The sequence below is a fragment of the Novosphingobium kaempferiae genome (assembly GCF_021227995.1).
In the GTDB taxonomy this organism is placed as follows: Bacteria; Pseudomonadota; Alphaproteobacteria; order Sphingomonadales; family Sphingomonadaceae; genus Novosphingobium; species Novosphingobium kaempferiae.
In genome coordinates this window covers 942,266-967,667 of the sequence record NZ_CP089301.1, presented here as the reverse complement: position 1 = coordinate 967,667, position 25,402 = coordinate 942,266, and the positions used below count along the sequence as shown (strand labels likewise).

21 protein-coding genes are annotated in these 25,402 nt (G+C 67.1%); 16 read left to right on the top strand and 5 right to left on the bottom strand.

Going from position 1 to position 25,402, the window contains the following annotated elements; translation table 11 throughout:
* Positions 1 to 94: 94 nt before the first annotated feature.
* From LO787_RS04550 to LO787_RS04530, 5 genes are all read left to right on the top strand, one after another.
* Positions 95 to 1,561, top strand: coding sequence for an MFS transporter (locus tag LO787_RS04550; RefSeq protein WP_232494663.1), 1,467 nt, complete (start codon positions 95 to 97; stop codon positions 1,559 to 1,561).
* 135 nt (positions 1,562 to 1,696) lie between these two features.
* Positions 1,697 to 4,165, top strand: coding sequence for a TonB-dependent receptor (locus LO787_RS04545; RefSeq protein ID WP_232494662.1), 2,469 nt, complete (start codon positions 1,697 to 1,699; stop codon positions 4,163 to 4,165).
* Between the two features lie 78 nt (positions 4,166 to 4,243).
* Positions 4,244 to 5,656 carry an MFS transporter gene (locus tag LO787_RS04540; protein ID WP_232494661.1) on the top strand — a complete coding sequence of 471 codons (1,413 nt, stop codon included), beginning with the start codon at positions 4,244 to 4,246 and terminating at the stop codon, positions 5,654 to 5,656.
* Complete coding sequence (locus tag LO787_RS04535; RefSeq protein WP_232494660.1) at positions 5,649 to 6,386, top strand: cupin domain-containing protein; 738 nt, start codon at positions 5,649 to 5,651, stop codon at positions 6,384 to 6,386. Before LO787_RS04540 ends, LO787_RS04535 begins: the two co-directional genes overlap by 8 nt.
* Complete coding sequence (locus tag LO787_RS04530; protein WP_232494659.1) at positions 6,383 to 8,326, top strand: glycoside hydrolase family 3 protein; 1,944 nt, start codon at positions 6,383 to 6,385, stop codon at positions 8,324 to 8,326. The genes LO787_RS04535 and LO787_RS04530 overlap by 4 nt, the downstream gene beginning before the upstream one ends.
* 95 nt (positions 8,327 to 8,421) lie before the next feature.
* Here LO787_RS04530 and LO787_RS04525 read toward each other — a convergent pair whose 3' ends face one another.
* Together LO787_RS04525 and LO787_RS04520 are read right to left on the bottom strand one after the other, a co-directional pair.
* The gene (locus LO787_RS04525) at positions 8,422 to 9,234 is read right to left on the bottom strand and encodes a helix-turn-helix domain-containing protein (RefSeq protein ID WP_232494658.1); all 813 of its coding nucleotides are present in this window, start codon (positions 9,232 to 9,234) and stop codon (positions 8,422 to 8,424) included.
* Complete coding sequence (locus LO787_RS04520) at positions 9,231 to 9,998, bottom strand: helix-turn-helix domain-containing protein (RefSeq protein WP_232494657.1); 768 nt, start codon at positions 9,996 to 9,998, stop codon at positions 9,231 to 9,233. The genes LO787_RS04525 and LO787_RS04520 overlap by 4 nt, the downstream gene beginning before the upstream one ends.
* Before the next feature lie 314 nt (positions 9,999 to 10,312).
* Between LO787_RS04520 and LO787_RS04515 the strand changes: the two genes are divergently transcribed.
* The 4 genes from LO787_RS04515 to LO787_RS04500 all read left to right on the top strand — a co-directional run bounded on the left by LO787_RS04515 (position 10,313) and on the right by LO787_RS04500 (position 13,643).
* Positions 10,313 to 11,167, top strand: a complete 855-nt coding sequence (locus LO787_RS04515; RefSeq protein WP_232494656.1) for an MBL fold metallo-hydrolase — start codon at positions 10,313 to 10,315, stop codon at positions 11,165 to 11,167.
* Between the two features lie 76 nt (positions 11,168 to 11,243).
* On the top strand, positions 11,244 to 12,122 hold the full coding sequence (locus tag LO787_RS04510; protein ID WP_232494655.1) for an alpha/beta fold hydrolase: 879 nt from the start codon (positions 11,244 to 11,246) through the stop codon (positions 12,120 to 12,122).
* Entirely contained in the window at positions 12,119 to 12,880 is a 762-nt protein-coding gene (locus LO787_RS04505; protein WP_232494654.1) for an alpha/beta hydrolase, read from the top strand. Before LO787_RS04510 ends, LO787_RS04505 begins: the two co-directional genes overlap by 4 nt.
* A 79-nt stretch (positions 12,881 to 12,959) precedes the next feature.
* Complete coding sequence (locus tag LO787_RS04500; protein ID WP_232494653.1) at positions 12,960 to 13,643, top strand: isochorismatase family protein; 684 nt, start codon at positions 12,960 to 12,962, stop codon at positions 13,641 to 13,643.
* Here LO787_RS04500 and LO787_RS04495 read toward each other — a convergent pair.
* Positions 13,631 to 14,425, bottom strand: a complete 795-nt coding sequence (locus tag LO787_RS04495; RefSeq protein WP_232494652.1) for a helix-turn-helix domain-containing protein — start codon at positions 14,423 to 14,425, stop codon at positions 13,631 to 13,633. The genes LO787_RS04500 and LO787_RS04495 overlap by 13 nt on opposite strands.
* 219 nt (positions 14,426 to 14,644) lie before the next feature.
* On the opposite strand from LO787_RS04495, the gene LO787_RS04490 reads away from it, so the two are divergent.
* The 5 genes from LO787_RS04490 to LO787_RS04470 all read left to right on the top strand — a co-directional run bounded on the left by LO787_RS04490 (position 14,645) and on the right by LO787_RS04470 (position 19,613).
* Positions 14,645 to 15,502 carry an isocitrate lyase/PEP mutase family protein gene (locus tag LO787_RS04490; RefSeq protein ID WP_232494651.1) on the top strand — a complete coding sequence of 286 codons (858 nt, stop codon included), beginning with the start codon at positions 14,645 to 14,647 and terminating at the stop codon, positions 15,500 to 15,502.
* 18 nt (positions 15,503 to 15,520) lie between these two features.
* Positions 15,521 to 16,957: a 3-isopropylmalate dehydratase large subunit gene (gene leuC, locus LO787_RS04485; protein WP_232494650.1), complete on the top strand. Its 1,437-nt coding sequence runs from the start codon at positions 15,521 to 15,523 to the stop codon at positions 16,955 to 16,957.
* 2 nt (positions 16,958 to 16,959) lie between these two features.
* Positions 16,960 to 17,553, top strand: coding sequence for a 3-isopropylmalate dehydratase small subunit (gene leuD, locus LO787_RS04480; protein ID WP_232494649.1), 594 nt, complete (start codon positions 16,960 to 16,962; stop codon positions 17,551 to 17,553).
* Positions 17,554 to 17,587: 34 nt separating this feature from the next.
* Positions 17,588 to 18,349, top strand: a complete 762-nt coding sequence (locus tag LO787_RS04475) for a maleate cis-trans isomerase family protein (RefSeq protein WP_232494648.1) — start codon at positions 17,588 to 17,590, stop codon at positions 18,347 to 18,349.
* A gap of 64 nt (positions 18,350 to 18,413) precedes the next feature.
* Entirely contained in the window at positions 18,414 to 19,613 is a 1,200-nt protein-coding gene (locus tag LO787_RS04470; protein ID WP_232494647.1) for an FAD-dependent oxidoreductase, read from the top strand.
* 67 nt (positions 19,614 to 19,680) lie between these two features.
* Here the strand turns inward: LO787_RS04470 and LO787_RS04465 are convergent, their stop codons facing one another.
* Both LO787_RS04465 and LO787_RS04460 read right to left on the bottom strand, forming a co-directional pair.
* Positions 19,681 to 19,977 (bottom strand): putative quinol monooxygenase, encoded by a 297-nt coding sequence (locus LO787_RS04465; protein WP_232494646.1) that lies wholly within the window; start codon positions 19,975 to 19,977, stop codon positions 19,681 to 19,683.
* A 4-nt stretch (positions 19,978 to 19,981) separates the two neighbouring features.
* Complete coding sequence (locus tag LO787_RS04460; RefSeq protein ID WP_232494645.1) at positions 19,982 to 20,284, bottom strand: putative quinol monooxygenase; 303 nt, start codon at positions 20,282 to 20,284, stop codon at positions 19,982 to 19,984.
* 305 nt (positions 20,285 to 20,589) lie between these two features.
* On the opposite strand from LO787_RS04460, the gene LO787_RS04455 reads away from it, so the two are divergent.
* Positions 20,590 to 23,082 carry a TonB-dependent receptor gene (locus tag LO787_RS04455; RefSeq protein ID WP_232494644.1) on the top strand — a complete coding sequence of 831 codons (2,493 nt, stop codon included), beginning with the start codon at positions 20,590 to 20,592 and terminating at the stop codon, positions 23,080 to 23,082.
* 171 nt (positions 23,083 to 23,253) lie between these two features.
* Positions 23,254 to 25,365 (top strand): PQQ-dependent dehydrogenase, methanol/ethanol family, encoded by a 2,112-nt coding sequence (locus LO787_RS04450; protein ID WP_232494643.1) that lies wholly within the window; start codon positions 23,254 to 23,256, stop codon positions 25,363 to 25,365.
* The last annotated feature ends 37 nt before the right edge of the window (positions 25,366 to 25,402 follow it).

The window sequence follows — 25,402 nt, the reverse complement described above, 5'->3', positions numbered from 1 at the left end:
TGGTCATCGTGCGGCAGTTGCGTTGAAACGCAGGCGCTGAGCCACTCTAATCCCGGTAATAGTGCTGCGTTGCAGCGAACGGGGTCCGAAATCCATGCTCGACGACCGACTGAACCACAAGACCCGCTTCGCCTTCGGCGCAGGCGGCATTCCCGAGACCTTGAAGAACTCGGTCTGGGACATGTTCATCCTGTTCTACTTCACGCAGGTGCTGCACCTGCCCGGATCGCTGGCGGGCGTGGCCATCGCCATCGCGCTGACCGTGAACGCGCTCGTCGATCCCTCGATCGGCAGCTACTCGGACGCGATGCCGGTGACGAAGCTGGGGCGGCGGCAGATGCTGATGGCGATCGCCTCGGTGCCCTTCGCGATCAGCTTCACCCTGCTGTTCTGGGCGCCGCCGAGCTTCGGCCCGGTCGCGACCTTCGCGTGGCTGGTGGGCTTCTCGGTGATCGCGCGGGTGGCGATCTCCTTGTTCACGATCCCGTACTACGCGCTGGGCGTAGAACTCAGCCGCAACAAGTTCGAGCGGCCGATCCTGACCTCGTTCCGCTCGGTCGGCACTTCGCTCGGCCGGATGGTGATGCCCATCGTGGCGTTCACCTTCTTCTTCGCGGCGAGCCCGGAGTTTCCCAACGGCCAGCTCAACCGCGCCGCCTATCCGAAGTTCGCGCTCGCCATCTCGCTGGTCTCGCTGGTGCTGATGGCGTGGTGCATCTGGGGCACCAACGCGCGCTCCAAGGAGATCGAGCGGCGGGTGATCCGCACCGGCGCGGTGCGCAGGGTGCCCTCGCTCGCGGTGACGTTCGGGCAGATCGCCCATGCCTTCCGCTCCACCCGCAACGTGCGCTGGCAGGTGCTGCTGGGCGTGTTCATGTTCATCAGCCTCGGCGTGCTGAACGTCTATACCCTGCACCTTTGCACCTATTACTGGCGCCTGACGCCCGAGGACATCCGCAACGTCAGCGCCGCGCTGCCGCCGGGCGGCCTGCTCGCCGCTCTGGTCGCCCGCTACTACGTGCCCTACTTCGAGAAGAAGCGGCTGATGCTGACGTGCATCGTGCTCTACGGCCTCGTCGTGCTGGTGCCGATCGCCGGGCCGCTGACGCCGCTGTTCCCGCAGCCCGGCACGCCGCTGCAGGCGCCGCTGCTGATCGGCTTCAAGTTCATGGCGGGCTTCTTCTACGGCGCCTTCCTGACCACCTCCGCCACCGTCGCGGGCGACGTCGCCGACGAGCTGGAACTCAACAGCGGCGAGCCGCGCCAGGCGCTGCTGTCCAGCTTCACCTTCTTCACCATGTTCGCCGCGAGCGCGGTGGTGAACATCGCGGCGGGCATATTCCTCGACCTCATCGCCTTCCCCGTGGGGCTGCCGGTGGCGCAGGTCTCGGTGGCGACGTCGGACAAGCTGGCGATCTTCTCGTGCATCGTGATCGCCTTCGCCGTCTCGGGCGTGACCTACGTGGTCAGCCGGCTGGAGATCTCGGCGGAGAAGCAGCGCCTCATCAACGAACAGCTCGAGGCGCGCTACGCGCTGGCGGCGCAGGGCGCGTCCGCATGATGAGCGCGGGGCCGTCCGCCGTGTGACGGTTTAAAGTATAGATTCTAGGGAGGGGAAGACAAACGCCCAGAACCGGCAAACGGTTCCAGAACAGGGCGGATGGCAAGGGCGAAATTCATACCGATGGGGGTATCCATGAACTTCAGTAACCTGCGTGCCGACTACCGTGTTCTACTTCTGGCGACCGCCGCGGGCCTCATGCCCGCCGCCGCTTCCGCCCAGAGCGCTCCCGCTCCTGCTGCCGAAGAGCCGGTGAACGAGGGCACCATCACCGTCACCGCGCGCAAGCAGGCGGAATCGCTGGTCGAGGTGCCGCTGTCGATCCAGGCGTTCTCGGCCGAGGATCTGCGCCAGACCAACGTGCGCGACCTGCAGGATCTCTCGAAGTTCACGCCCGGTCTGTTCTTCGTCAATGCCGCACAGGGGCAGGGCGCCCGCACCATCTCGGAAGTGCGCTTCCGTGGCCTGTCCACCTCCAACCCGACGCCGACCAACCAGTCTGGCTCGGTCTTCGTGGACGGCAACTACGTGCTGAGCGGCGCGCAGTCGCTCGATTTCACCGACGTGCAGCAGGTCGAAGTCATCAAGGGGCCGCAGGCGGCATATTTCGGTGGTTCTACTTTCGCAGGTGCGGTGAATTTCATTACACGCGATCCCTATGACTATCTGCACGCCGATACGCTGCTCGATTACAGCCCGCGTTACGGTTCGTACCGCATCTCCGCGAGCATTGAAGGCCCGATCGCGGGCGACATGCTGACCGCCCGCCTCAGCGGCACCAGCAGCAAGCGCGGCGCACAGTTCAGCACCAGCGACGGCGGCAAGCTGGGCGAGCAGCTCACCAAGTCGGCCAACCTGACGCTGGTGTTCAAGCCCGCCGCCGGGCTCAAGATCAAGCTGCGCGGCTCCTACATCGAGGACGAGGACGGCCCGTCGGCGGGCGGCTACTACGCCTACAACGCGCGCGGCAACTGCGCGGTCGGCACGCCGGTGACGATCAAGACCACCGGCGGCGACCTCAATACGACGCTCAACCGCCGGTTCCAGTGCGGCAACATCCCGTACTCGCGCGATATCATGGACAAGAACACCTCGTTCTTCACGATCCCCGCGACCGGCAACCTGCCTGCGGTGAACCTCTACGACGTGCTGGTGCGCAACACGCTGAACGACCCGCTGCTGGCGGATGCGCCCAGCCTCGACCACTTCGGTCTCCGCGCGATCACCTACCGCCTGTCCGGCAACCTCGAATACGACTTCGGCAACGGCCTCACCTTCAGCGGCAACGCGGCCTACAACAAGAAGCGCATCAACGCGATCCAGGACACCGACGGCACGCCGAACCCTCAGGGCTATCAGGCGATCCCGATGGACTTCGAGGACGCCGGCTTCGAAGGTCGCCTGCGCTACACCAACGACAGCTGGCTCTCGGCGACGGCGGGCGCGAACTACTTCCTGCAGAACATCACCGCCAGCACCGACACCGGCGTCACGGTCAACAACCAGGCGCAGTCGGGCACGACGATCACCCGCACGGCGGCAAGCTCCACCACCAACCAGAACGACAAGATCCGCACGCTCGGCCTGTTCTTCGGTGTCGACATCAAGCCGGTGGAGTGGTTCACCCTGACCGCCGAAGGCCGCTACCAGTCGGACGACTACACGACCTTCGGCGGATCGAACGCCACCGGCAACCTCGTCGCCAGCACGGTCAAGACCAAGCGCTTCACGCCGCGCCTGATCGCCAGCTTCCACCCGATGCCGGACACGACGATCTACGCGAGCTATTCCTACGCCTACCAGCCGGGGCTCATCAACTCGTCGTTCCTCGCGCAGACGCCCGCCAACCAGGCGGCGATCCTGGCCGCCTTCCCCGACTTCCAGCTGCGGCTGGAGCCGGAGAAGCTGACCAACTACGAAATCGGCCTCAAGAAGAGCTTCGACGTGATGAAGGCCTATTTCACCCTGGCCCTCTACAAGATGGACTGGGACAACATCAAAACCTCGAACGCGATCATCGTCCCGCAGCTGGCCAACCCGGTCTACAGCGTGACGGTGCCGGGCACGGCCGAGATCAAGGGCTTCGAGTTCGAGGCGGGCATCACCCCGGTTGAGCAGCTCTCGCTCAAGGCGACGGCGGGCTTCAACGACGCCAAGTACACCGACTACGCCAACCGCGCCTACAACGGCTACTTCACCGGCGTCCCCACCGCGAGCACGTACCTTGCCGATGGCAACAAGCTGCCCCGCACGCCCGCATGGTCGGCATCGGGCAGCGCCAGCTGGCAGGACGAGCTGACCGGCGACTGGAGCTACCGCCTGCGCGCCGACGTGCTCTATCAGGGCAAGCAGTATACCGACGAAACCAATCTGACGACGCTAGCCGCCTTCACCACGGTCAACGCCGGGATCGAGGTCTTCACCGATGAGCTTTCGGTGCGCCTCTACGCCAACAACCTGTTCGACAAGCGCGCCTGGCTGACCGGCCGCCGCTACACCGACCTGTCGAACATCCCGTCGAACTTCGCGACCGCGGGGCAGGGCGCGTTCCTGTCGCCCAACGACGGCCGCGAGATCGGCCTGCAGATCCGCAAGAGCTTCTGATCTTGCGCCTTTCCCTCCCGCTGCCGCTCCCACCGGCGGCGGGAGGGGAGCCCGTTTCCAGCCTGACAGGATCGAGCCATGCCCGCGACGCCGCAAGCCATGGGTGACGAAGCGCGTCCCGCAGATCCGGGCGCCGTCACGCGCCTGCCGACGGGTCTGTGCCTCGGCTTCGGGGTCGGCTCGCTCGGCATCGCGATCCTGCTCAATACCGTCACGATCTATTTCCCGGTGCTGATGACGACGGTGCTGGGCCAGTCCGCCGCGCTGGCGGGGATGCTGCTGACGGTCTCCAAGCTCTACGACGTCGTTGCCGACGTGGCGATCGGCATGGCGAGCGACCGGGTGCGCTCGCGCTGGGGCCGCCGCCGCCCGTTCATGCTGGCGGGCGCGCTGGTGGCGGGGCTGAGCTTCGTGCTGATGTTCGCGCCCCCGGCACTGACCGGCGCGGCGCTGACGCTGTGGATGATGGCCGCGCTGATCGTCTATTCCACCGGCTACGCGCTGTTCACCGTGCCCTACATCGCCATGTCGGGCGAGATGACCGACGGCTATCACGAACGCACGCGCCTGCTGTCGTTCCGCGCCTTCTTCGTGAGCCTGGGCCAGACCTTCTCCGCCGCCGGGACCGCCGCGCTGGTGGGCTGGTTCGGCGGCGGCTCCACCGGTTACGCCTGGATGGGCGCGGTTTCCGCGCTGGTGCTGAGCGCGAGCATGATCGCCTGCTTCGCCTCCACCGCCCGCGCGCGCAGCGTGGAACGTCCGCCGAGCCCGCCGCTGCCGCGCGGCGCGGCGATCAGGGCGCTGGGCACCAATGCGCCGTTCCTGCTGCTGATGGCGATCAAGATCGCGCAGTACATGGCCATCGCCGTCATCACCACGACCAAGCTGCTGTTCCTGCTCAACGTGCTCAAGCTGGGCTACGCAGGGATGGCGCAGCTGACGCTGGTGCAGAACATCGTCGCGGCCGTCTCGGTGCCGCTGTGGGTCGCGCTCGCCCGCCGCATCGGCAAGCGCACGGCGTACCTTGCGGCAAGCGTGCTGCTGATGCTGGTCTACGCCAGCTGGTACGTGGCCGAGCCGGGCCTGCCGATGGCCGAAGTCTGGCTGCGCGGCGCGCTCAACGGCATCGCGGCGGCGGGCACGACGCTGATGAGCATCTCGATGCTGCCCGACGTCATGGAATTCGACCGCCTGCGCACCGGCCTTCGCCGCGAGGGCGTGTTCTCCAGCGCCTACACTATCGTCGAGAAGCTGGCCTTCGCGCTCGGCGCCGGGCTGATCGGGGTGCTGCTGACGGCGGCGGGCTTCGTGCCGACGCTGCAGGGCAAGCTGGTGGAGCAGCCCGCATCCGCCATCGCCGCGCTCTACGCCGGGGCCTCCATCGTCCCGGCCGCGCTGGTGGCGGTGAGCGCGGTGCTGATGCTGTTCTACCGCCTCGACGACCGCCGCCTTGCCGCCCTGCGCGCCGAAGAGGAGCCGATCCTTGGCTGAGGCCCCGACCATCGTTGCGGACATCGCCGCGCTCGACTGGCGACCGATCGTGCCGGGTCTCAGCGCCCGCTCGCTCCACGTCGATCCGCAGACCGGCGCGCGCGTCGCGCTGATCCGCATGGCGCCGGAGGAAGGCTACGTCGCCCCGCCGATTGCGCATTACCACGAGACTTACGAGGAAATCCTCGGCCTTCAGGGGCGCTTCACCTTCGACGGGCTCGTCTGGCTCGGCCGGGCGAGCTACGTGCTGCACCCGGCGGGGACCGTCCACGGCTTCGCCAGCGCGGTAGTGGAGGACAGCGTGTTCCTCTCGCGCGTCGGGCCCGGCCACAAGGCGCTGCTGGTGCCCGAGCCCGAGGGTGACGAGATGTATTCGATGCCCGGCTTCGCCCCGGCGCGCGCGGCGCTGGCGGTCGGCGATCCGGCCGGGTGCTTTGCCGTTGTCGAAGCCCCACTGCTCGGCACGGCGGCGCGCTGGCGCCCGCTGGGAGAGGGCAGCCCGGCGGCGCTGGTGGAGCTTCCCGTCGGCTGGGTCGCCAACGCCGCGACCTGTGACGCGGACCTCCAGATATTCGTCCTCGACGGGACGCTCGACTTCGGCGGCACGCGCATCGGCGGCGTCGAGGGCGGCTTCCTCTCGCTTCCCGCAGGCAGCGCGCTGCCCGCCATCACCGCCTCGGACGACGCCCTGCTGTTCGTCGCGCAAGGCACGCCGGAGCCCATCGCATGAAATCCACCTCGCTGCTGCTGGCGACGCTCGCCGCCGCCACCTTCCTGTCGACGCCGGTTGCCGCGCAACCCGAGATCGGCGCGCGCGAGAAGCCCGCCATCGCGGTCGACGGCAAGCGCTTCCATGACCTCGACGGCGACGGCAGGCTGTCGCCCTACGAGGACTGGCGCCTGCCGCCCGAGCGCCGGACGCAGGATCTCCTTGCGCGCATGACGCTGGAGGAGAAGGCCGGGATGCTGGTGCAGGGGACGCCGCCCAACATCGGCGGCGGGCTGATGGGCGACTGGGACATCGCCGCGCTGCGCCCGACCATCGAGACGCGGCACATCCGTTACTTCATCCACCGCTCCAGCGGCGACGGCGCGAAGCTTGCCGAAGCGTCGAACGCGGTGCAGGCGCTGGCCGAGCGCACCCGCCTCGGCATCCCGGTGGTGCTGAGTTCCGATCCGCGCAACACCTACCGCGCCTCTTTCGGCATCAACGTACCCGCCGGGCAGTTCACCCGCTGGCCGGAATCGCTGGGCCTCGGCGCGCTGGGCGACGCCGACGTGGTGCGCCGCCTTTCCGCCATCGCATCGCAGGAGATGCGCGCGATCGGCATCCGCATGACGCTTTCCCCGCAGGCGGACCTGTTCACCGATCCGCGCTGGGGACGCGGCAACGCCACCTTCGGCGACGACGCGGCGCTCGTCTCACGGCTTGCCGGGGCGGCGGTGGAGGGCCTCCAGGGCGGGCGCGACGGCGTCGGCCCGCAGAGCGTCGCCGCCGTGGTCAAGCACTGGGTCGGCTACGGCGCGCAGCCGGAGGGGCTGGATTCGCACAACCCCTATGGCCAGACGATGACCTTCCCCGGCGGCGGCTTCCCCGCCTTCGTGCGTGCCTTCGACGGCGCCTTCGCGGCGCACGCGGCAGGGGTGATGCCCACGTACAGCCGCCCCGTCGGGCTGGTGCTCGACGGCAGGCCGGTGCCCTCGGTCGGCGCGGGCTTCAGCCGCGAACTGATCGACGGACTGCTGCGCAGGCAGGCGCGCTTCACCGGCGTCGTCGTCAGCGATTTCAAGATCACCGACGACTGCGAGAGCGAATGCCAGGCGGGCACCATGAAGGTGCCGCTGCTCGGCATGCCCTGGGGCGTCGAGCATCTGTCCAAGGCGGAGCGCTACGCCATGGCCTTCGACGCCGGGGTCGATCAGGTCGGCGGCGCGGAGGACGTGGACCTCATCGCCGAAAACGTGCGCAAGGGCCGGACCTCGCAGGCGCAGCTGGACCTCGCGGCGGGGCGGATGCTCGAACTCGCGTTCCGGCTCGGCCTGTTCGAGAACGCCTATGTCGATCCCGCGAAGGCGCAGGCGACATTGGGCGCGGCGCAATCGGTGGCGCTGGCGCAGGACGTGCAGCGCCGCTCGATGGTCCTGCTGCGCAACGAAGGCGGCGTGCTGCCGCTGGCGAAACCGCGCAAGGTCTGGCTGTGGAACGTGTCCGAGGAAGCCGCCCGCGCCCACGGCCTCGAACCGGTGGCGGACCCGGCCCAGGCCGAAGTCTCGATCCTGCGCATCGCCGCGCCCTACACCAGCCACGCGGCATACTTCTTCGGGCAGGGCCAGCACGAAGGCCCGCTGTCATTCCCGCCCGGCAACGCCGACCTCGCCGCCGTCGAACGCGCCGCCGCGGCTGGCAAGCCGGTGATCGTCAGCGCCTACCTTGACCGTCCGGCGATCCTCGGCCCGATCGTGGCGCATGCTTCCGGGCTGCTCGCGGACTTCGGATCGAGCGACAACGCGGTGCTCGACGTGGTGCTCGGTCGGGCACGACCGGAGGGGCATCTGCCGGTCGAACTCCCCTCGTCGGACGAGGCTGCGACACGCCAGTCGCCCGATCTGCCGTCGGACTCCGCCAACCCGCTGTTCCCGCGCGGCTTTGGGCTGTCCTATACGCGCTGAGGGACGCTCAGGTGCCGCTAGGTGCCGTTCAGTGCATGGCGGGATTCGATCCTGAAAACCCGTCATCTCTGTGCAAGGGTGACGGGAAAAGGCTGCTAACTCAAAGCCATGCGGTCGGTTGGCGTGTCGTAGATCATCGCCCCGGTCTGGATGATCCGCCCGGCCAGCACTTCCGCCGCATCGCGAAGCTGATCGGCATATCGCGCCATGATCTGCTGGCGCGCATCGAGCGTCCCGTGCATCCGCATGATGAGCGCGCAGGAGATCGCGCCATGGCACCAGACCGGCACCGCCATCGCGCTGTGCGTGTCGAGATGGAGGTGCGCATAGCCGTGGCGCTGCGTCTCCGCGACCTTGTCGATCACGTCCTGCGCGCTCATGCCGAGCCGCTCCATCGTGGCGGTATCGGTGGCGAGGACGTGGTCGATATAGCGCCGCGCCTGCCCTTGCGGCAGGAACGCCATGTGCAGGTAACCGGCCGTGCTGACCAGCGGCGCGACCTCGGTTCCCGCGCAATCCCGCCGTTCCAGCATCTGCGAACCGTGGTCGGTCAGCGCCTCGATGATGAGCGCGCGGTCGTGCAGGCGGATCACCGCGAGCGGCCAGATCAGCTCCGCCTCAAGCTCGGCGAGGAAGGGCTTCACGACGCTGCGCAGCCAGGTTTCCTCCTCGTATCCGCAGGAAAGATCACGCAGGCGGCGGGTCGCGCGGTAGCGTCCGTCGGACTCCGAACGCATCACGTAGCCCGCCCCGCTCAGCGTGTTCAGCAGGCGCAGCACGGTCGGGCGCGGCAGGTCGACGAGGCGGCTGAGTTCGGTCGCCTGCAGCCCGTTGTGCCGGTTCAGGGTGCGCAAAATCGCCAGCGACCGGTCAAGCGCGCGGACATGGTAGCGGGCGCCCTCGCTCAATGCATCGCTCCGTCACGGTGGCCGAGGCTCTCGCTGATCCGCGCGGCGGTGGCGGTCAACGGGCCGAGGAAGCGCTCCACCGCGTCGCTGTGGCGCATCGCGGAGTTGAAATAGCGCAGGGCCAGCGCCGCAACAGCGTGGCCGGAAGCGTCCACCACCGGCACCGCCAGCGCCGACTGCCGGCCATGCGGCATCGGCAGGACATCGTACCCGCGCGTGCGGATCACGCCGCTGATCGTGTCGAATTCCTCCCCGCAGGTTCGGCCAAAGGGGCTGACCCCCTCGGGCTGGCAGCGCAGGTAGTCGATCAGGGTGCGCTGCTTGCGTTCGGGGGCATAGGCCAGCAGCACGCGGCCAGATGCGGTGTCGAGCATCGACATGCGATAGCCCGGCTTGGTCTCGGAGAAGACGAGGGTGCTTTCGGCGTCGGTCGTCTCGCGAACCAGCGCGATGCTGCCCGACTGCTCGCTCAGCGTCACCGGCCAGTGAACGCTGCGGCCCAGTTCGCGCATGATCGGGCGGGCGACCTCGCAGGCCCAGTCGTCGTCGAAGCCGTGGCTGAGCGTGCGCACCTTCTGGGTGATCCAGTAGCGGTTCTGGATGCGCTCCACGAGGCCGGAATTCTCCAGCGTGAACAGCATCCGGTAAGCCGTGCCGCGCGGCAGGCCGGAGCCTTCCGCAAGCTCCGTCAGGCTCTGCCCCGTCCTCATGTTGAGCAGGCGGAGGATCTCCAGCCCGCGTATCACCGATTCCACATTCGCCATCGAACCACACCCCCGGCAATTCAACTAAGCGCTGTCAGTAAGCCTCCCCGAAGGTGGCCGCTTCCGCCCTGAGCCCAAGGATCGTGAATCGCGGTTTACCGAAAGAATAGTGACATGTGTTCCGGCTATCGCGCAACCTGTGGGCCGGGGCGTTTCTTTGCGCACCCCTTGCTGACGCGAGTTGAACAAACTGCGCGGCGCTCTCCGATTCCCTTTTTACGATTCGTCCGCAGGGCGAACACGGCGTCCGCAGCGCGGACATTGATGCGCGTGCAATTGGCGGGGGCGGGGGCGGCAGTGCGAGCCTTGCACGCATGGAACCCGTAATCCGCCCGCTGATCGACGAGGACTGCTTCGAGATCGGCCTCAACCACATCTTCCCGATGGCCGACGCCGCGCGCATTGCGGGCGAGGAGTCGTGGCTCTGTCCCGATCACCTCGACCCGGCGATGGAGAAGGTGCGCCTCGGCATGAAGTCCTGGCTGGTGCGCGCAGGCGGGCGCACGATCCTCGTCGATACCTGCATCGGCCAGCACAAGGAGCGTCCGCGCCATGCCGCCTGGCACCGGCGCGGCAGCGACCGCCTGTTGCGCGATCTCGCGGCCGAGGGCCTGGCGCCGAACGACATCGACCTCGTTCTCTGCACGCATCTCCATGCCGATCATGTCGGCTGGAATACCCGGCTGGAGGACGGCCGCTGGGTACCGACGTTCCCGCGCGCCCGCTACGCCATGTCGCGCCGGGAGGTGGGGGACTGGCGCGCCCTTGCTGCGGCGAGCGACGTGCCGGTCAACCACGGGGCCTTCGAAGACAGCATCCTGCCGGTCGTCGACCATGGCCTCGCGCTCTACGTGACGGCGGGCGACGAACTGGCCGAGGGCGTGACGGTCGAGGCGTTGCCCGGCCACACGGTCGAGCATTTCGGGCTCCACCTGCATCGCCGTGAAGGTGCCGCGCTGTTCTGTGGCGACGCCATCCATTCCCCCATCCAACTGCGCGTGCCCGAATGGACGAGCGCCTTCTGCGGAGATCCCGATCTTGCCGTCGCCACCCGTATCGCCATGCTCGACCGTGCCGCCGAGGAAGGCATCGAGCTTTATCCCGCTCACTTTCGTGGCGCTGGCAGCCTGCGCGTCCGCCGCGACGGCAATGCCTTCGGGCCCGCCTGATGGTCAGGCCGGGTTTTCCGCGAAGGATGCTCCAACTGCGGCTGCTAGACCTGCAGGCCAGACAGGGAGGCAATCCGTGAACACGCTCGAAATTCTGCGCGAACGCTACGCCACGTACCGCTCGCGCTTCGCTGTGCTGGGCGGGGTGCCGCTACATTATACCGACGAGGGCGCGCGCGGCCCGGATGCGCCGGTGATCGTGCTGGTCCACGGTTCGTTCCTCGACCTTGCATCTTACGAGCCGTGGCTGGCCGCGTTTCCCGAGTATCGCGTGGTGCGCTACGACCGCCTGCGCTGGGGCCTGACCGGGCAGGGCGACGGGCCGACGATCACCTACGACGACGAGGAAGCGCTGCTCGCCGGGTTGGTCGATCACCTCGGCCTCAAGCGCTTCGTGCTCGCCGGATCGTCGAGTGGTGGGATGACGGTGGCGGCTTACGCGGCGCATAATCCGCAGCGCGTCTCGCGACTGGTCCTTATCAACTTTCCGCTCGGGCACGGACGCATCAACAACGCCTCGGAGCCGAAAAAGCCCGCGCCTGTGCCACTTCCCCCGGTAGAGGCCATGCGCAACCTGCTCAACGCGAACTTCGCAGATCCCTTGCTGGTGACCGAGGCGATGGTGCAGCGTTACGGTGATCTCATGAACCGCGAGGATCCGACCGGTTCGATCCGTTCCAGCTATGCGCAGGCGGCGCTGTTCGGCGAGGCGGAGCGGGCGAAGCTGCTCGGGCAGATCGCAACGCCGACGCTCGTCATGTGGTCGCGGCACAACCGCACGCTGGCGGTCGAACACGGCGTCGCCGCCTTCGAGGCGGTGGGGGGGGCGGAGAAGCAGTTCACCATTATTGAGGGCGCGGGGCACATGCTGCCGCTGGAGAAAGGCGCGCTGTCCGGCCACGTCGCCCGGCGCTTCGTGGATGGCGAGACCCTGCCGCCCGCCGTCGCGGAATGATCGCGACGTCCACCGTCCGGCTGGCCGCGAGCGGCGGCAGGGCGGTGGACGTGACGATATGCGCGCCGCTCGACTTGCCAGACGATCCGATCGGCATCGTCTTTTCGCACGGGGTGAACGCCGCGCCCTCGCGCTATGGTGTACTGCTGACGCGCTGGGCGCGGGCTGGGTTCGTGGTCTGCGCGCCGATGCACCTCGATTCCGAGGAGCACGGCGCGCGAGTCATCGACGATCCTTCGAAAGTCCGGCGCACCCGCGTCGAGGATTTCGCGCTGGTAAGCGCAACGCTCTCTCAAGGTATCGTCGGGTTGCCGCCCATCACGCGCCATGCGGCGGTGGGACACAGCTACGGGGCGTTGATCGCGCAGGTCGCGGGCGGGGCGCTACTTGATCCGGCGACCGGAACAGACCCGCTGCCTGGCCCGGAACCGCTCTGCGTTGTTGCCCTGTCCCCACCGCCGCCGATGCCGGGGGTGATCGACGCGGCAGGCTGGAGCCGCTGCACGCTGCCCATGCTCTGCGTCACCGGCACCGCCGACGTGATGCCCGGTTTCGTGGACGACTGGCGCCAGCATCTCGTCTCCTGCGATGCCGCGCCGCGCGGCGTGCCGATGGTGTTCGAAGGGATGGACCACTACTTCGACGGCGCCTTCGGACGCCTGCGGCCCGGCGACGCGAAGCGCGGCGAGGTGGTGGAGCGGCTCAACGCGGGTGTGGTCGGGTTCATCCGCGCCTGCGCCGGGCTTTCCACTCCATGAGGACAGCGCTGCGCAGGGCTTGCGTGCGGTGTGCCCGCCGCTAGCCCGATATGCTACCTATCCCAGCACCGGAGCACACATGACCCTCGTCGGCACGCATATGGTCGAATCGCCGCTGACCGCCCGCCAGTATTTCGAGCAGGTCATGGCCAATCCCGCCCGTCGCCCCTTCGGGTTCGGCAGCAAGCTCGCCATCGTCAACGTAGACATCCAGTGCGCCTACACGCGGCTCGACCGCTTCGTGACCGCATACGAGACCGACCCGCGCCAGATCGAGCACGTCAACACGATCTCCCGCTTGGCGCGTGAGAAGGGGATGCCGGTGATCTGGACGCGCGTCGCCTACATGGCGGGCGGCGCGGACTGCGGCGTCTGGGGCATGCGCGAGGATGGCGAGGACGCGCTCCAGTCGATCCGCGTCGGCAGCGAGCGCCACGCCTTCGACCCGCGCTGCGAGGTGGACGAGAGCGTGGACGCGGTGTTCGACAAGCGAATGGCATCCGCGTTTCACGAAACGCATCTAAATAGCCTGCTGACGTGGCACGGTGTCGATACGGTGGTCGTCACCGGCGGCTCGACCTCCGGCTGCGTGCGTGCGACGGCGGTGGACAGCGTCAGCCACGGCTACCGCACCATCGTTCCCATCGAGACGACGGCGGACAAGCACGAAAGCCCGCACTTCGCCAACCTGACCGACATGCAGCTCAAGTACGCGGACATTCTGCCCGTCAGCGCGGTGGTAGACTGGCTTCAGGCGCGCTGATCGGCTTCGGGCTCTCCGTCCGGCAATTCGGCGTCGATCGACAGTTCGGCGCTGATCGCGGCGGCGCAGGTGCGGATGAGTTCGGAGAAGCGGCTCACCGCGTCCTCCATCTTCATGGCCGAGGCGAAGAAGGCGAGCGAGATCGTGCCGACCGGCCGCTCGCCCTCGAACACGGCGGCGGCCAGCGAGGACGTCTTGCCGGGATTGCGGGTGAAGCGGTTGAAGCTGCGCGTCGCGTAGCCCTGATCGCGCAACTGGGCGAGGAAGCCCTGATCCTCGGCAAGTCCGATGGCGTGGTCCCATTCCGGGTTTTCGAGCACCTTCATCGAGGCGACCAGCGCTTCGCGCTCCGCTTCGTCGATGGAGGCGATGTAGATCAGTCCGGCGGCGGTCTCCAGCAGCGGGCTGGCGTAGCCGGGGAAGTATTCGTTGAAGGTCAGCGCACTCAGCGCATGGGTCGAATCGCGGATGACCATCGAGTGACCGACGTGCGTCGATAGCGTGATCGGCCAGCCCACCATCCGCGTCAGTTCGACGATGTGCGGGCGCGCAGCTTTCACCAGGCGAGCATCGCCCTGGAACCCATGCGCGAGGGTCTGGACCAGTGCCGTCGGACGATAGCGACGGCGGTTCGGCTCGCGCTCGATCAGGCCTTCGTGCTGGAGCGACTGGACCAACCGCGAGACGGTCGGAAACGGCAGATTGCAGGCCTTTGCGATGTCGGTAAGCGTCGCCGAGCCGCTCCGGTTGATCGCCTGGAGCACGGCGATGCCACGTGACAACGAGCGGATTGGAATTCCATTGTCCAAAGTCTGCGGCCCTCATGTTGGCGGCCGCCTGTAAGCGGTCCGACGCGGACATCATGCCAATGCTGCACTGCAATGTCCACAGGGTGAACATGTGCCGTAATCGCGGTTCGGCTGCGGCCGATCCCGGAATAGGACGGAAGGCGACAAGGGACGCCCGAGCGTCCGCACGCTTCACATCGAGACGAGGACACCATGGCGCAGCCGATCCTGAGACAGATGCTTGCCGAAGGCAGGTTCGTGACCGCACCGGGTATCCAGGACATGATCTCCGCCGTCGTCGCCGCGCAGTGCGACTTCGAGGTCGTCTACGGTTCAGGGTACTGGCTGACGGCCTCCGCGCATGGCCTGCCCGATGCCGGGATCGCATCGGTCACGCAGATGACCGATCGCATGGCGACGCTGGTGCAGTCGTCCAAGGCGGCGGTGATCGCGGATGCGGACACCGGCTTCGGCGGCCTGCTCAACGTCCACCACACCGTTCGCGGCTACGAGGCGGCGGGCGTCACCGCGATCCAGATCGAGGACCAGGAGTTCCCGAAGAAGTGCGGCCACACGCCCTTCAAGCGGGTGATCCCGGTCGAGGAGATGGCGCGCAAGATCGAGGTCGCCTGCGATGCGCGCTCGTCCGAGGACTTCCTCGTCATCGCCCGCACCGACGCGCGCCAGTCCGAGGGCTACGACGGCGTCATGCGCCGCATGGAGGCCTATGCGAAGGCTGGTGCCGACGTGCTCTTCCCCGAAGCGCTGACCAGCCATGAGGAAGTGCGCGCGATCACGTCCGCCTTCGACCTGCCGATGCTGGCGAACATGGCGCACGGCGGCCTGACCCCGATTGTCTCGCCAGCCGAGCTTGAGGCGTTGGGCTACTCCATCGCGATCTACCCGGCGATGGCATCGCTCGTCGCCGCGCAGGCGATGGAGCAGGCGTTCCGCCGCCTGCGCGCGGGCGACGCGCCAAGCAACGACGAGATGTTCGACTTCAAGCGCTTCTGCAGCCTGATCGGCTTCGAGGACGTCTGGGCGTTCGAGAAGCGCTGGGCGCAGGACTGAGCGAGGGGATCGAGAACCATGACCGCACGTACCCTCTACGAGAAGATCTGGGACGCACACGTCGTCTCCAGCCGCGATGACGGCACTAGCCTCATCTACATCGACCGTCATCTGGTCCACGAAGTCAGTTCCGCGCAGGCCTTCGAGGGGCTGCGCAAGGCCGGGCTGCCGGTGCGCCGGACCGACCTGACGCTGGCGATGCCGGACCATAACGTGCCGACGACGCCACGCGTCGATGCCTCCGGCGCGCTGATCCCGGTGGAGGATCCCGCCAGCGCTGCGCAGCTCGCCGCGCTTGAGGCGAACGTCGCCGAGTTCGGCGTGCCGTTCTTCACCGCGACCTCGCCCGAGCAGGGCATCGTCCACGTCGTCGGGCCGGAGCAGGGCTTCACGCTGCCGGGCTGCACTCTCGTCTGCGGCGACAGCCACACCGCCGCGCACGGGGCGCTGGGCGCGCTGGCCTTCGGCATCGGCACCACCGAGGTCGAGCATGTGCTGGCCACGCAGACGCTGCGCATGGCGCGTTCGAAGTCGATGGAGATCCGCGTCGAAGGCAGGCTTGGCCATGGCGTCTCGGCGAAGGACGTGATCCTCGCCGTCATCGCCCGCATCGGCGTCGGCGGCGGCATCGGCCATGTCATCGAGTATCGCGGCTCCGCGTTCGAGGGGATGACCATCGAGGAGCGCCTGACCGTCTCCAACATGTCGATCGAGGCGGGTGCCCGCGCCGGCCTCTTCGCGCCGGACGAGACGACGTTCGCCTACCTCAAGGGCCGCCCGATGGCCCCGAAGGGTGAGCAATGGGAACGCGCCGTCGCGCACTGGCGCACCCTGCGCAGCGATGACGGCGCGGTGTTCGACAAGTCGGTCGTCATCGACGCCGCGGAGATCGCGCCCAGCGTCACCTGGGGCACCAATCCCGAGCAGGTCGTCGCCATCACCGGCGCCGCGCCGAAGCTGGAGGACATCGCCGACGAGGGGCGCCGCGCCGCTGTTGCCCGTGCGCTCGATTACATGGGCATCGCGCCGGGGCAGGCCATGGAGGAGGTCGCGGTCGACCACGTCTTCATCGGCAGCTGCACCAACAGCCGCATCGAGGACTTGCGCGCCGCCGCGAAGGTGCTCGAAGGCCGCCACCTGTCGGAGCGCATCCAGTCCGCCATCGTCGTGCCGGGCTCGGGCCTCGTCAAGCTGATGGCCGAAGCCGAAGGACTCGACCGCATCTTCCTCGACGCCGGGTTCGAATGGCGCGAGCCGGGCTGCTCGGCGTGCCTCGGCATGAACCCGGACGTGATCCCGCCGCTGGGTCGCTGCGCTTCCACCTCCAACCGCAACTTCGTCGGCCGCCAGGGCCCGGACGCGCGCACGCACCTGATGAGCCCCGCGATGGCGGCGGCGGCGGGCGTCGCGGGGCACCTTGCCGACGTTCGCGACTACCTTGGAGAAACCGCATGACCATGACCGTGGTTGAAGGGCGCGCCTATCCGCTGGGCCTCGCCAATGTCGATACCGACCAGATCATCGGTTCGGACTGGCTCAAGACGATCAGCAAGGTCGGCCTCGGCGCGGGTGCGTTCGATGCGCTGCGCGAGAGCGGCGTCACCGTGTTCGGCGATCCGCGCTGGAAGGGCGCGCCGCTGCTCGTCGCGGGGGCCAACTTCGGCTGCGGATCGAGCCGCGAGCATGCCGCCTGGGCCATTGCCGACATCGGTATCCGCGTCGTGATCGCGCCGAGCTTCTCGGACATCTTTTCCAGCAACGCCTTCAAGAACGGCATCCTCACCGCCTTTGTCGACGAGGCGGCCATCGCACCGCTCATGGCGGTGGCGCAGAACGACGGCGCTGCCGGCACGCTGAAGGCCGACCTCATCGAACAGGTGATCGAGACGCCCGACGGTCAGCGCTGGCCGTTCCGCATCGACTCTTTCCGCCGCGCCTGCCTGATCGACGGCCTCGACGAGATCGCGCTCACGCGCGGCGAGGACGATGCGATCAGCGCTCACGAAGCGCGTGTCGCGACCGCAGAGCCATGGCTCGCGGGCGCGGTCTGAAATCCCCCCGGCTCCACCTCTTACGGAGAATGACATGACCACCATTCGCAGCAAGGACAGGCAGGGTTATCGCATGAAGTTCGGCGTGCTCGGGCCGTCGACCAACACCATCGTCCAGCCCGACTTCGATGACCTGCGCCCGCGCGGCGTGACCAACCACTACGCCCGCATCCACGTCGACAACGCGCAGGCGGTCTCCAACGAGACTTTCATGGCGGGTGCGTGGAAGATCAGCGAGATGACGCACGACGCCGTGCGCCGCGTGCTGACCTGCGAGCCGAACTATCTCGTCATGGGCATGTCCGCCGTCACCTTCTTCAACGGCGCCGAGGGCGGCCGCAAGTGGCGCGAGCAGGTGGAGGAAGTGTCCGGCCTTGGCGTCTCGACCGGCGCGGAAGCGACCGTGAAGGCGCTGGAAGCCTACGGCGGGATAAAGAAGGTCGCCTTCCTCTCGCCCTACTTCCCGACCGCCAATGCCGAAGTGAAGAACTTCCTCTCGGACTACGGCTACGAGACGGTGCGCGATGTCGCGCTGGAGCGGCCGAGCTGGATCGCCATCGCCGAGACGACCGAGGCCTCGCTGCGCGAAACCTTCAAGTACCTCGACGGGGATGACGTGGACGCGCTGATCCAAGTCGGCACCAACCTCGACTGCATGCGCTTCGCTGCCGCCGCCGAGACCTGGCTGGGCAAGCCGGTGATCGCGATCAACACCGCGACGTACTGGCACGCCCTGCGCGCCAACGGGATCGACGACCAGATCGACGGTTTTGGCCGCCTGATGGCCGAGTTCTGACAACGACTTTGAATCCGATCCGCGCCCGGCCTTGAATGAGGCCGGGCCAAGGAGAACAGGGAAAATGACCAATATCAAGCGGGTGCAGGTCGTCGTCGCGGGGGCGGGACCGGTGGGCAGTGTCGCCGCGATGTATCTGGCGATGAACGGCGTGGACGTGATCCTGGCCGAGACCGGTGCGGACAATGCGGCGGACCTTCGGGCCTCCACGTTCCATCCGCCGACGCTGGAGATGCTCGACCAGATCAAGGTCACCGACTACCTGATGGGCATGGGCCTCAAGTCGCCGGTGTATCACTGGCGCGACCGCAAGTCGGGCGAGATCTATCCCTTCGACTTCGGCGAACTGGCGGGCGACACCAAATATCCTTTCCGCCTGCAGTGTGAGCAGTACCACCTGTCGCGCAAGCTGTCTGACCGGCTGACCGAGGAGCCCAACGCCGAGGTGCTGTTCAACCACCGCCTCGTCTGGTTCCAGCAGGACGACGAGGGCGTCGACGTGGCGCTGGAGACGCCGACCGAGATCGTGCGCGTGCGCGCCGACTATCTGATCGGCGCGGACGGCGCGAGTTCGATCGTGCGCAAGTGGCTCGGCATCGAATTCGACGGGTTCACCTATCCCGAGCGCTTCCTGTGCCTGTCGACCGAGCAGGAGATCCGCGACGAGATCCCGGACCTCGCCTACGTCAACTACGTTTCGGATGCAGACGAGTGGATGGTGCTGCTTCGCGTGCCGACGCTGTGGCGCGTGCTTGTCCCCGCCAACGAGGAGACGACCGAGGAACTGCTGTCCGAGGACAAGAAGAACCGCGTCTTCGGCGGCTTCCTCAAGGACGGCGAGAGCGTCCAGACGCGCCACCGCACGATCTATCGCGTCCATCAGCGCGTGGCGAAGCAGTTCCGCAAGGACCGCGTGCTGCTGATCGGCGACTCCGCGCACCTCAACAACCCGCTGGGGGGCTTCGGCATGAACAGCGGCGTGCATGACGCGTTCAACCTGTGCGAGAAGCTGGTCGACGTGCTCAAGGGCGCGGACGACGAACTGCTCGACGTGTTCGACCGCCAGCGTCGCACCATGACGCACAGCTTCACGCAACAGCAGACCATCGAGAACATGGAGATCATGCGCGGCGGTCAGGGCGAGGCCCATGCCCGTCGCCGCGAGAAGATGCTCTCGATGCAGACCGACGACGATGCGCGCCGCCAGTACCTGCTGCGCCAGTCGATGATCGCAAGCTTGCGCGAAGCGGCGGCGATCGTCTGAGGCCGTAAAACCGCGTCATTGCGAGCGCAGCGAAGCCTGTGGCTCGCAATGACGACGGCTTATCTGCTCACGGCAGCGAGCGGTAGAACTCCAGCTTCATGTCCTCGGCCACGCATTCTAGGATCGGCGGGACCAGCCGGTCGTGGAAGTCGATGTGCATGTGCTTTTCGTAGGCGGCATCGTCCCGGAAGGTGGCGACGACTTGGAAGAGATCGGGATCGGCCTCCGACTGGAACAGTTCGTAGACGAGCGCGTCCGGCTCGTTCTCGAAGACGAGGCCCTTCAGTTCGGATTGCAGCGCGATCATGTCGGCGCGCTTCTCGGGACGGGTGCGCAGCTGGGCGATGAAGCTCTTCGCGGGCATGGGCTCAGGCTCTCCCGTGCGGAGCAAGGTCGAACAGCAGTTCGCGTTCGTAAGTGCCCTCCATGCAGCCGACGATCTTCTCGATCAGCGGCTTGTTGTGGTCGTAGGCCATGTGCGCCTCGTCCGCGGCCTCGTCCACGAAGCTCTCATGCACGGCGAACATGCCGGGTTCGGCGAGGCGGAAGAACTTGTAGGCCAGCGTGCCGGGTTCCTGCTTGGACAGTTCCTCCATTTCGCGGGCGAGGGCGATGAAGTCGTCCTGCCGGTCGTCTCGGACGCGGAAGCGGGACAGGAAGCTGAAGGCCATGTGCCGGTCTCTCCTTTCAGCGCGGGTGCGAGTCGCGTCCCGCAGGTCTCTCCGATGCCGCGCCCGTACCGGCGCGTGCTCTCGCTTCGAGCATATGCGATCGCGATATAAAAACAATCATGAATGCACGTTATATTGAGTTTCCGGGCCTTCCTCCGCGTTTGTGCGCAACCTTCGTCAATGCCGCGCAAGCGTCATGAAACGGCACATCAAAAAAACATACATGAATGATTGCCAAACCGCATCTTCGTGATAATCCTTGAGGCAACCCGCAAACAAATGGCGGGGCACAAGGAGAGAGAGGCATGTTCACCAGGCAGCTTTACTGCTCGTCTTGCGCGTTCGCGCTTGTGGCCGGATTGGGCGCAGCGCCGGCCTTCGCACAGGACAGCACCACCGACGCCGCGACGGCCGCCGAAGCACCGCCCCAACAGAGCGCCCAATCTACTGGGGGTCTGGCTGAGATCGTCGTCACCGCCACCCGACGCGCGACCGATCTCCAGTCCACCCCGGTCTCGGTCTCCGCCGTCGACAGCACGCTGATCGCGCAGGCCGCGCCGCGCGACCTTGGCGACATCGCGGCGTTCGTGCCGAACTTCTCGGCGGCGACCATCGCCAACTTCAACGCCGCCAGCTTCGCCATGCGCGGCGTCGGCCAGACTTCGATCATCGTCTACTTCGAGCCGCCGGTCGCGGTGCTGGTGGACGACTTCGTGGTGCCGTCGGTCCAGACGCAGCTTCTCGACACCTTCGACATCGCGCAGGTCGAAGTGCTTCGCGGCCCGCAGGGCACCCTGTTCGGCAAGAACACCACGGGCGGCGTCGTCACCGTGCGGACCAAGCGACCGCAGATGGAATACGTCGGCGTCGATGCGCGCGCCGAGTTCGGCGACTTCGGCCAGAAGAAGGTGCAGGCCGCGATGAACGTGCCGATCGGCGACATCGCCGCAATCCGGCTCGTCGGCGGGTACGAGAAGTCGGACGGCTTCTACCGCAACGGCGCCTGCTACGGCCCCGTCACCGGCTTCGTCGCCAACAAGTTCCAGGGCGAGCAGGGCTGCCTTGGCGGGGAGCGGCTCGGCGGCAAGGACGTGTGGCAGGCCCGTGCCAAGCTGCTGGTGGAACCGTCGCCCAACTTCAGCGCGCTGTTCCAGTACGAGTGGATCCGCGACCGTTCGGACTCCGTGCCCTCGGTGAACGAGAACTATCTCTACACCGGCACCAATCCTTTCGTGACCGACCTGCTCGGCCTGACGGACCCGAATGCGCAGGGCACCGATCCGCTCAAGCGCGCGGGCTATACCGGGCGGCATGACGGCCTGCTGTTCATGGACAAGGGTCAGCGCATCTCGGTCGACGGCTTCTACGCCAACCTCGAATACGACACCGGCATCGGCACGATCACCTCGGTGTCGGGATATCGCAACCAGCGCTCGCGCATCCCGAACTCCTACGCGGGCGCGACGGCGGTGGCGGATGATGGCCAGTACCTCTCGTTCTTCGACGCGACGCGCGACGACAATCGCAAGACCTGGCAGCAGGAACTGCGCTTCGCTTCCGACTTCAAGGGGCCGTTCAACTTCGTTGCGGGCGGGTTCTACCAGCGAGACAAGATCGACTTCTGCGTCGCGCAGATCCTCGGCTTCCTTGACCTGACGTCCGGCCCGCTGCCGTTCGGCAACTGGAACGACACGCCTTACGTGCTGTGCAACGCGCAGCGCGCCAAGTCGCGCGCGGTGTTCCTGGAGGGCACGCTGAAGCTGGGCGAGAAGCTGACCATCGCCGCGGGCGGCCGCTACACCTGGGACGACAAGACCTGGCTGGGCCGCCAGCAGACCTTCATTCCGGCGCTGAACGGCGGCTTCGACCCGTCGATCACTATCGACGAGGCGCTGGACGCCAGCGTCTACAACTATCCGGCGAACGTCGTCAGCGTGGATGGCAAGTGGCGCGAACCGACTTACCGCGCCAGCATCAGCTATCAGGCGACGGACGACCTGTTCGTCTTCGGCGGCTATTCGCACGGCTACAAGGGCGGCGGCTTCAACGACCAGATCGGCGGCTTCGCTGCCTTCGGCGCGGACCTCGACGCTTTCCGCGCGGCGGCGCGACCGACCGATCCGGAGAAGGCGGACAGCTACGAACTCGGCCTCAAGTCGCAGTTCCTCGACAACCGCCTGCGCTTCAACCTCACCGGCTTCTACGTGAAGTACAAGGATCTCCAGAAGCAGCTTAACGTGCCGATCGTGGTGAACGGCCAGCCCAATCAGGTCACGCTGTTCGTCAACGCCGCCAGCGCCACCGTGAAGGGCATCGAGGCGGAGCTTTCGGCCAACCCGGTCGAAGGGCTGACCCTGCGCGGCGTGCTCGGCTACCAGGATGGCAAGTACAAGACCTATACCGCCGAGAACGCGGGCTACGATCTTGCTTCCGCCCCGCTGGACCGTGCGCCCAAGTGGCAGTGGACGCTTGACGGCGTGTACTCGCTGCCGCTGGGAAGCGACTACAAGCTGACGGTCAACGGCAACGTCGCCTACACCGGGCGCAACCTCAACACGCAGGCGATCGACGATCCGCTGGGCAACACCTTCCTCAACGCGAGGACGCTGGTGAACGGCTCGATCACGCTCGCGCAGGCGGATGACCGCTACTACGTGCGCGTGATCGGCAAGAACCTGACCGACAAGCGCTATCGCATCGCGGTGCAGAACGTCGCGGGGCTGTGGCTCAACTCGCAATACGGCGCGCCGCGCTACTTCGGCGTCGAACTGGGACTGTCGTTCGGCGACCATCTTTGAAGCTGAAAACCATGGGAAGCGCGGGGGCATGAACCCCCGCGCCCAACGAGAGGTGGCTGAGTGGTAATTGACACCAAGGCGCGATCATTCCGTTCCGTTTCGTCATTGCGAGCGCAGCGAAGCAATCCAAGGCGTCGAGGCTCTTTGCTGGATTGCTTCGCTACGCTCGCAATGACGGCGTTGGGGAGCCTTGCGCTCGCGGCCTGCGGATCGGCGGACCAGCAGGCGCTGGCCGGCAAGCAGGGCGCGGAGGGCTGGGAGGTCCAGCTCGATGACGCCAGCGACGGCGACGACTGGCCCGCCTTCGGCCGCACTTACGGAGAGCAGCACTACAGCCCACTCGACCAGATCAACGAAGGCAACGTCAGGGATCTCGGGCTCGTCTGGGCGGTGGACCTGCCGCCCGGCAACCCCGCCACCGGGCCGATCTCGGTCGGCGGGACGGTCTACCTCGCCAGCGGGTATTCGGTGGTCCGCGCCATCGACGTCGCCACCGGCAAGGTGAAGTGGGAGCACGATCCCAAGGCGCCCGAAGCCTCGGGCATCCGGCTGCGGCAGGGCTGGGGCAGCCGCGGCATCGCCTACTGGAACCACAAGGTCATCACCGCCACGCAGGACGGCCGCCTCGTCGCGCTGGACGAGAAGACCGGCAAGCCGGTCTGGACCGTGCAGACGCTGGAGGAGGGCGCGCCGATGTTCATCTCCGGCCCGCCGCGCGTTTTCGACGGCAAGGTCATCATCGGCAACGCGGGCTCGGACGAAAGTGCGGTGCGCGGCTTCGTGACCGCCTTCGACGCGGACACCGGCAAGCAGCTCTGGAAGTTCTACACCGTCCCCGGCGACCCGGCGAAGGGCTTCGAGGACGAGACGCAGGAGATGGCCGCGAAGACCTGGAGCGGGGACTGGTGGAAGTACGGCGGCGGCGGTTCGGTGTGGAACGCCATCACCTACGACAAGGCGAACGACCAGATCCTGCTCGGCACCGGCAACGGCGCGCCGTGGAACCACAAGATCCGTTCGATGGGCAAGGGCGACAACCTGTTCGTCTGCTCGATCGTCGCGCTCGATGCGAAGACCGGCAAGTACAAGTGGCACTACCAGATCAATCCCGGCGAAAGCTGGGACTTCAACGCGGCGATGGACATGGAACTGGCCGACCTCACCATCGACGGCAAGCCGCGCCAGGTGGTGATGACGGCGCCGAAGAACGGCTTCTACTACGTGATCGACCGCAAGGACGGGAAGCTGATCTCCGCCGAGCCCTTCGTCGAAGTGACATGGGCGAAGAAGATCGACCTTGCCACCGGGCGTCCGGTGGAGAACTCCGGCGTGCGCTACGAAAGCGGGAAGACGACGTTCCGGCCGACGCCTCTGGGCGCACACAGCTGGATGCCGATGGCCTACAGCCCGAAGACGAAGCTGACCTACATCCCCGCCATCGACCTGCAGGCGCACTTCGACGACACCGGCATCACGCGCGAGAACTTCAAGTTCGCCGAGGGCATGGCGCTGTCTCCGGGCGTCGGCTACGCGATCGATGCGGGCGGCAAGGACGTGACCGGCTGGCTCGTCGCGTGGGATCCGGTGGCGCAGAAGGCGCGCTGGAAGCTGCCGATGCCGACCCACGGCAACGGCGGCATCATGGCGACGGGCGGCAACCTCGTGTTCCAGGGACGGCCCGACGGCGGCTTCTCCGCCTACAACGCGCAGGACGGCAAGCGGTTGTGGAACTATGACGCCCGCGCGGGCGTGGTGGCGCCGCCGATCACCTATCGCGTGAACGGCAAGCAGTATGTCACCGTGATCGCCGGGATAGGCACCAGCGTCGGCCTGTTCGGCCCGATGTTCGCCAAGTACGGCATCGACTACCGCACGCAGGCGCGCCGGGTGCTGACTTTCGCCATCGGCGGCAAGCAGCAGCTACCGCCGCGCGAACCGTACAAGGCGGTCGCCTTCGACGATCCGGGCTTCAAGGCCGATACGGCCAAGGCGGCACGGGGCGAGGGCATCTTCGGCGGGCGCTGCGCGGTATGCCACGGCACTTCGGTGATCGCGGGCGGCACCGCGCCGGACCTGCGCACCTCGCCGATCCCGGCCAGTGCGGAGGCATTCGCCGAAGTCGTGAAGAACGGCGCGCTCGTCCCGGCGGGAATGCCGCAGTTCGGGGAATTCACACCCGACCAGATCGAGGCGCTGCGCCAGTACATCCGCACCCGCGCCGAAGTCCTGCGCAGCGGTAGGGCGGACAGCGCGGTGGGCTCCGCGCACAAGACGGGGGAATGACCCCAATTCCTCCCCGAGCTTGTCTCGGGGAGGTGGC

Coding starts and splice junctions, on each gene's coding strand:
- LO787_RS04550 (WP_232494663.1), top strand. CDS start 95: ATGCTCGACGACCGACTGAACCACAAGACCCGCTTCGCCTTCGGCGCA.
- LO787_RS04545 (WP_232494662.1), top strand. CDS start 1,697: ATGAACTTCAGTAACCTGCGTGCCGACTACCGTGTTCTACTTCTGGCG.
- LO787_RS04540 (WP_232494661.1), top strand. CDS start 4,244: ATGCCCGCGACGCCGCAAGCCATGGGTGACGAAGCGCGTCCCGCAGAT.
- LO787_RS04530 (WP_232494659.1), top strand. CDS start 6,383: ATGAAATCCACCTCGCTGCTGCTGGCGACGCTCGCCGCCGCCACCTTC.
- LO787_RS04520 (WP_232494657.1), bottom strand. CDS start 9,998: ATGGCGAATGTGGAATCGGTGATACGCGGGCTGGAGATCCTCCGCCTG.
- LO787_RS04515 (WP_232494656.1), top strand. CDS start 10,313: ATGGAACCCGTAATCCGCCCGCTGATCGACGAGGACTGCTTCGAGATC.
- LO787_RS04505 (WP_232494654.1), top strand. CDS start 12,119: ATGATCGCGACGTCCACCGTCCGGCTGGCCGCGAGCGGCGGCAGGGCG.
- LO787_RS04500 (WP_232494653.1), top strand. CDS start 12,960: ATGACCCTCGTCGGCACGCATATGGTCGAATCGCCGCTGACCGCCCGC.
- LO787_RS04490 (WP_232494651.1), top strand. CDS start 14,645: ATGGCGCAGCCGATCCTGAGACAGATGCTTGCCGAAGGCAGGTTCGTG.
- leuC (WP_232494650.1), top strand. CDS start 15,521: ATGACCGCACGTACCCTCTACGAGAAGATCTGGGACGCACACGTCGTC.
- leuD (WP_232494649.1), top strand. CDS start 16,960: ATGACCGTGGTTGAAGGGCGCGCCTATCCGCTGGGCCTCGCCAATGTC.
- LO787_RS04475 (WP_232494648.1), top strand. CDS start 17,588: ATGACCACCATTCGCAGCAAGGACAGGCAGGGTTATCGCATGAAGTTC.
- LO787_RS04470 (WP_232494647.1), top strand. CDS start 18,414: ATGACCAATATCAAGCGGGTGCAGGTCGTCGTCGCGGGGGCGGGACCG.
- LO787_RS04465 (WP_232494646.1), bottom strand. CDS start 19,977: ATGCCCGCGAAGAGCTTCATCGCCCAGCTGCGCACCCGTCCCGAGAAG.
- LO787_RS04460 (WP_232494645.1), bottom strand. CDS start 20,284: ATGGCCTTCAGCTTCCTGTCCCGCTTCCGCGTCCGAGACGACCGGCAG.
- LO787_RS04455 (WP_232494644.1), top strand. CDS start 20,590: ATGTTCACCAGGCAGCTTTACTGCTCGTCTTGCGCGTTCGCGCTTGTG.
- LO787_RS04450 (WP_232494643.1), top strand. CDS start 23,254: ATGACGGCGTTGGGGAGCCTTGCGCTCGCGGCCTGCGGATCGGCGGAC.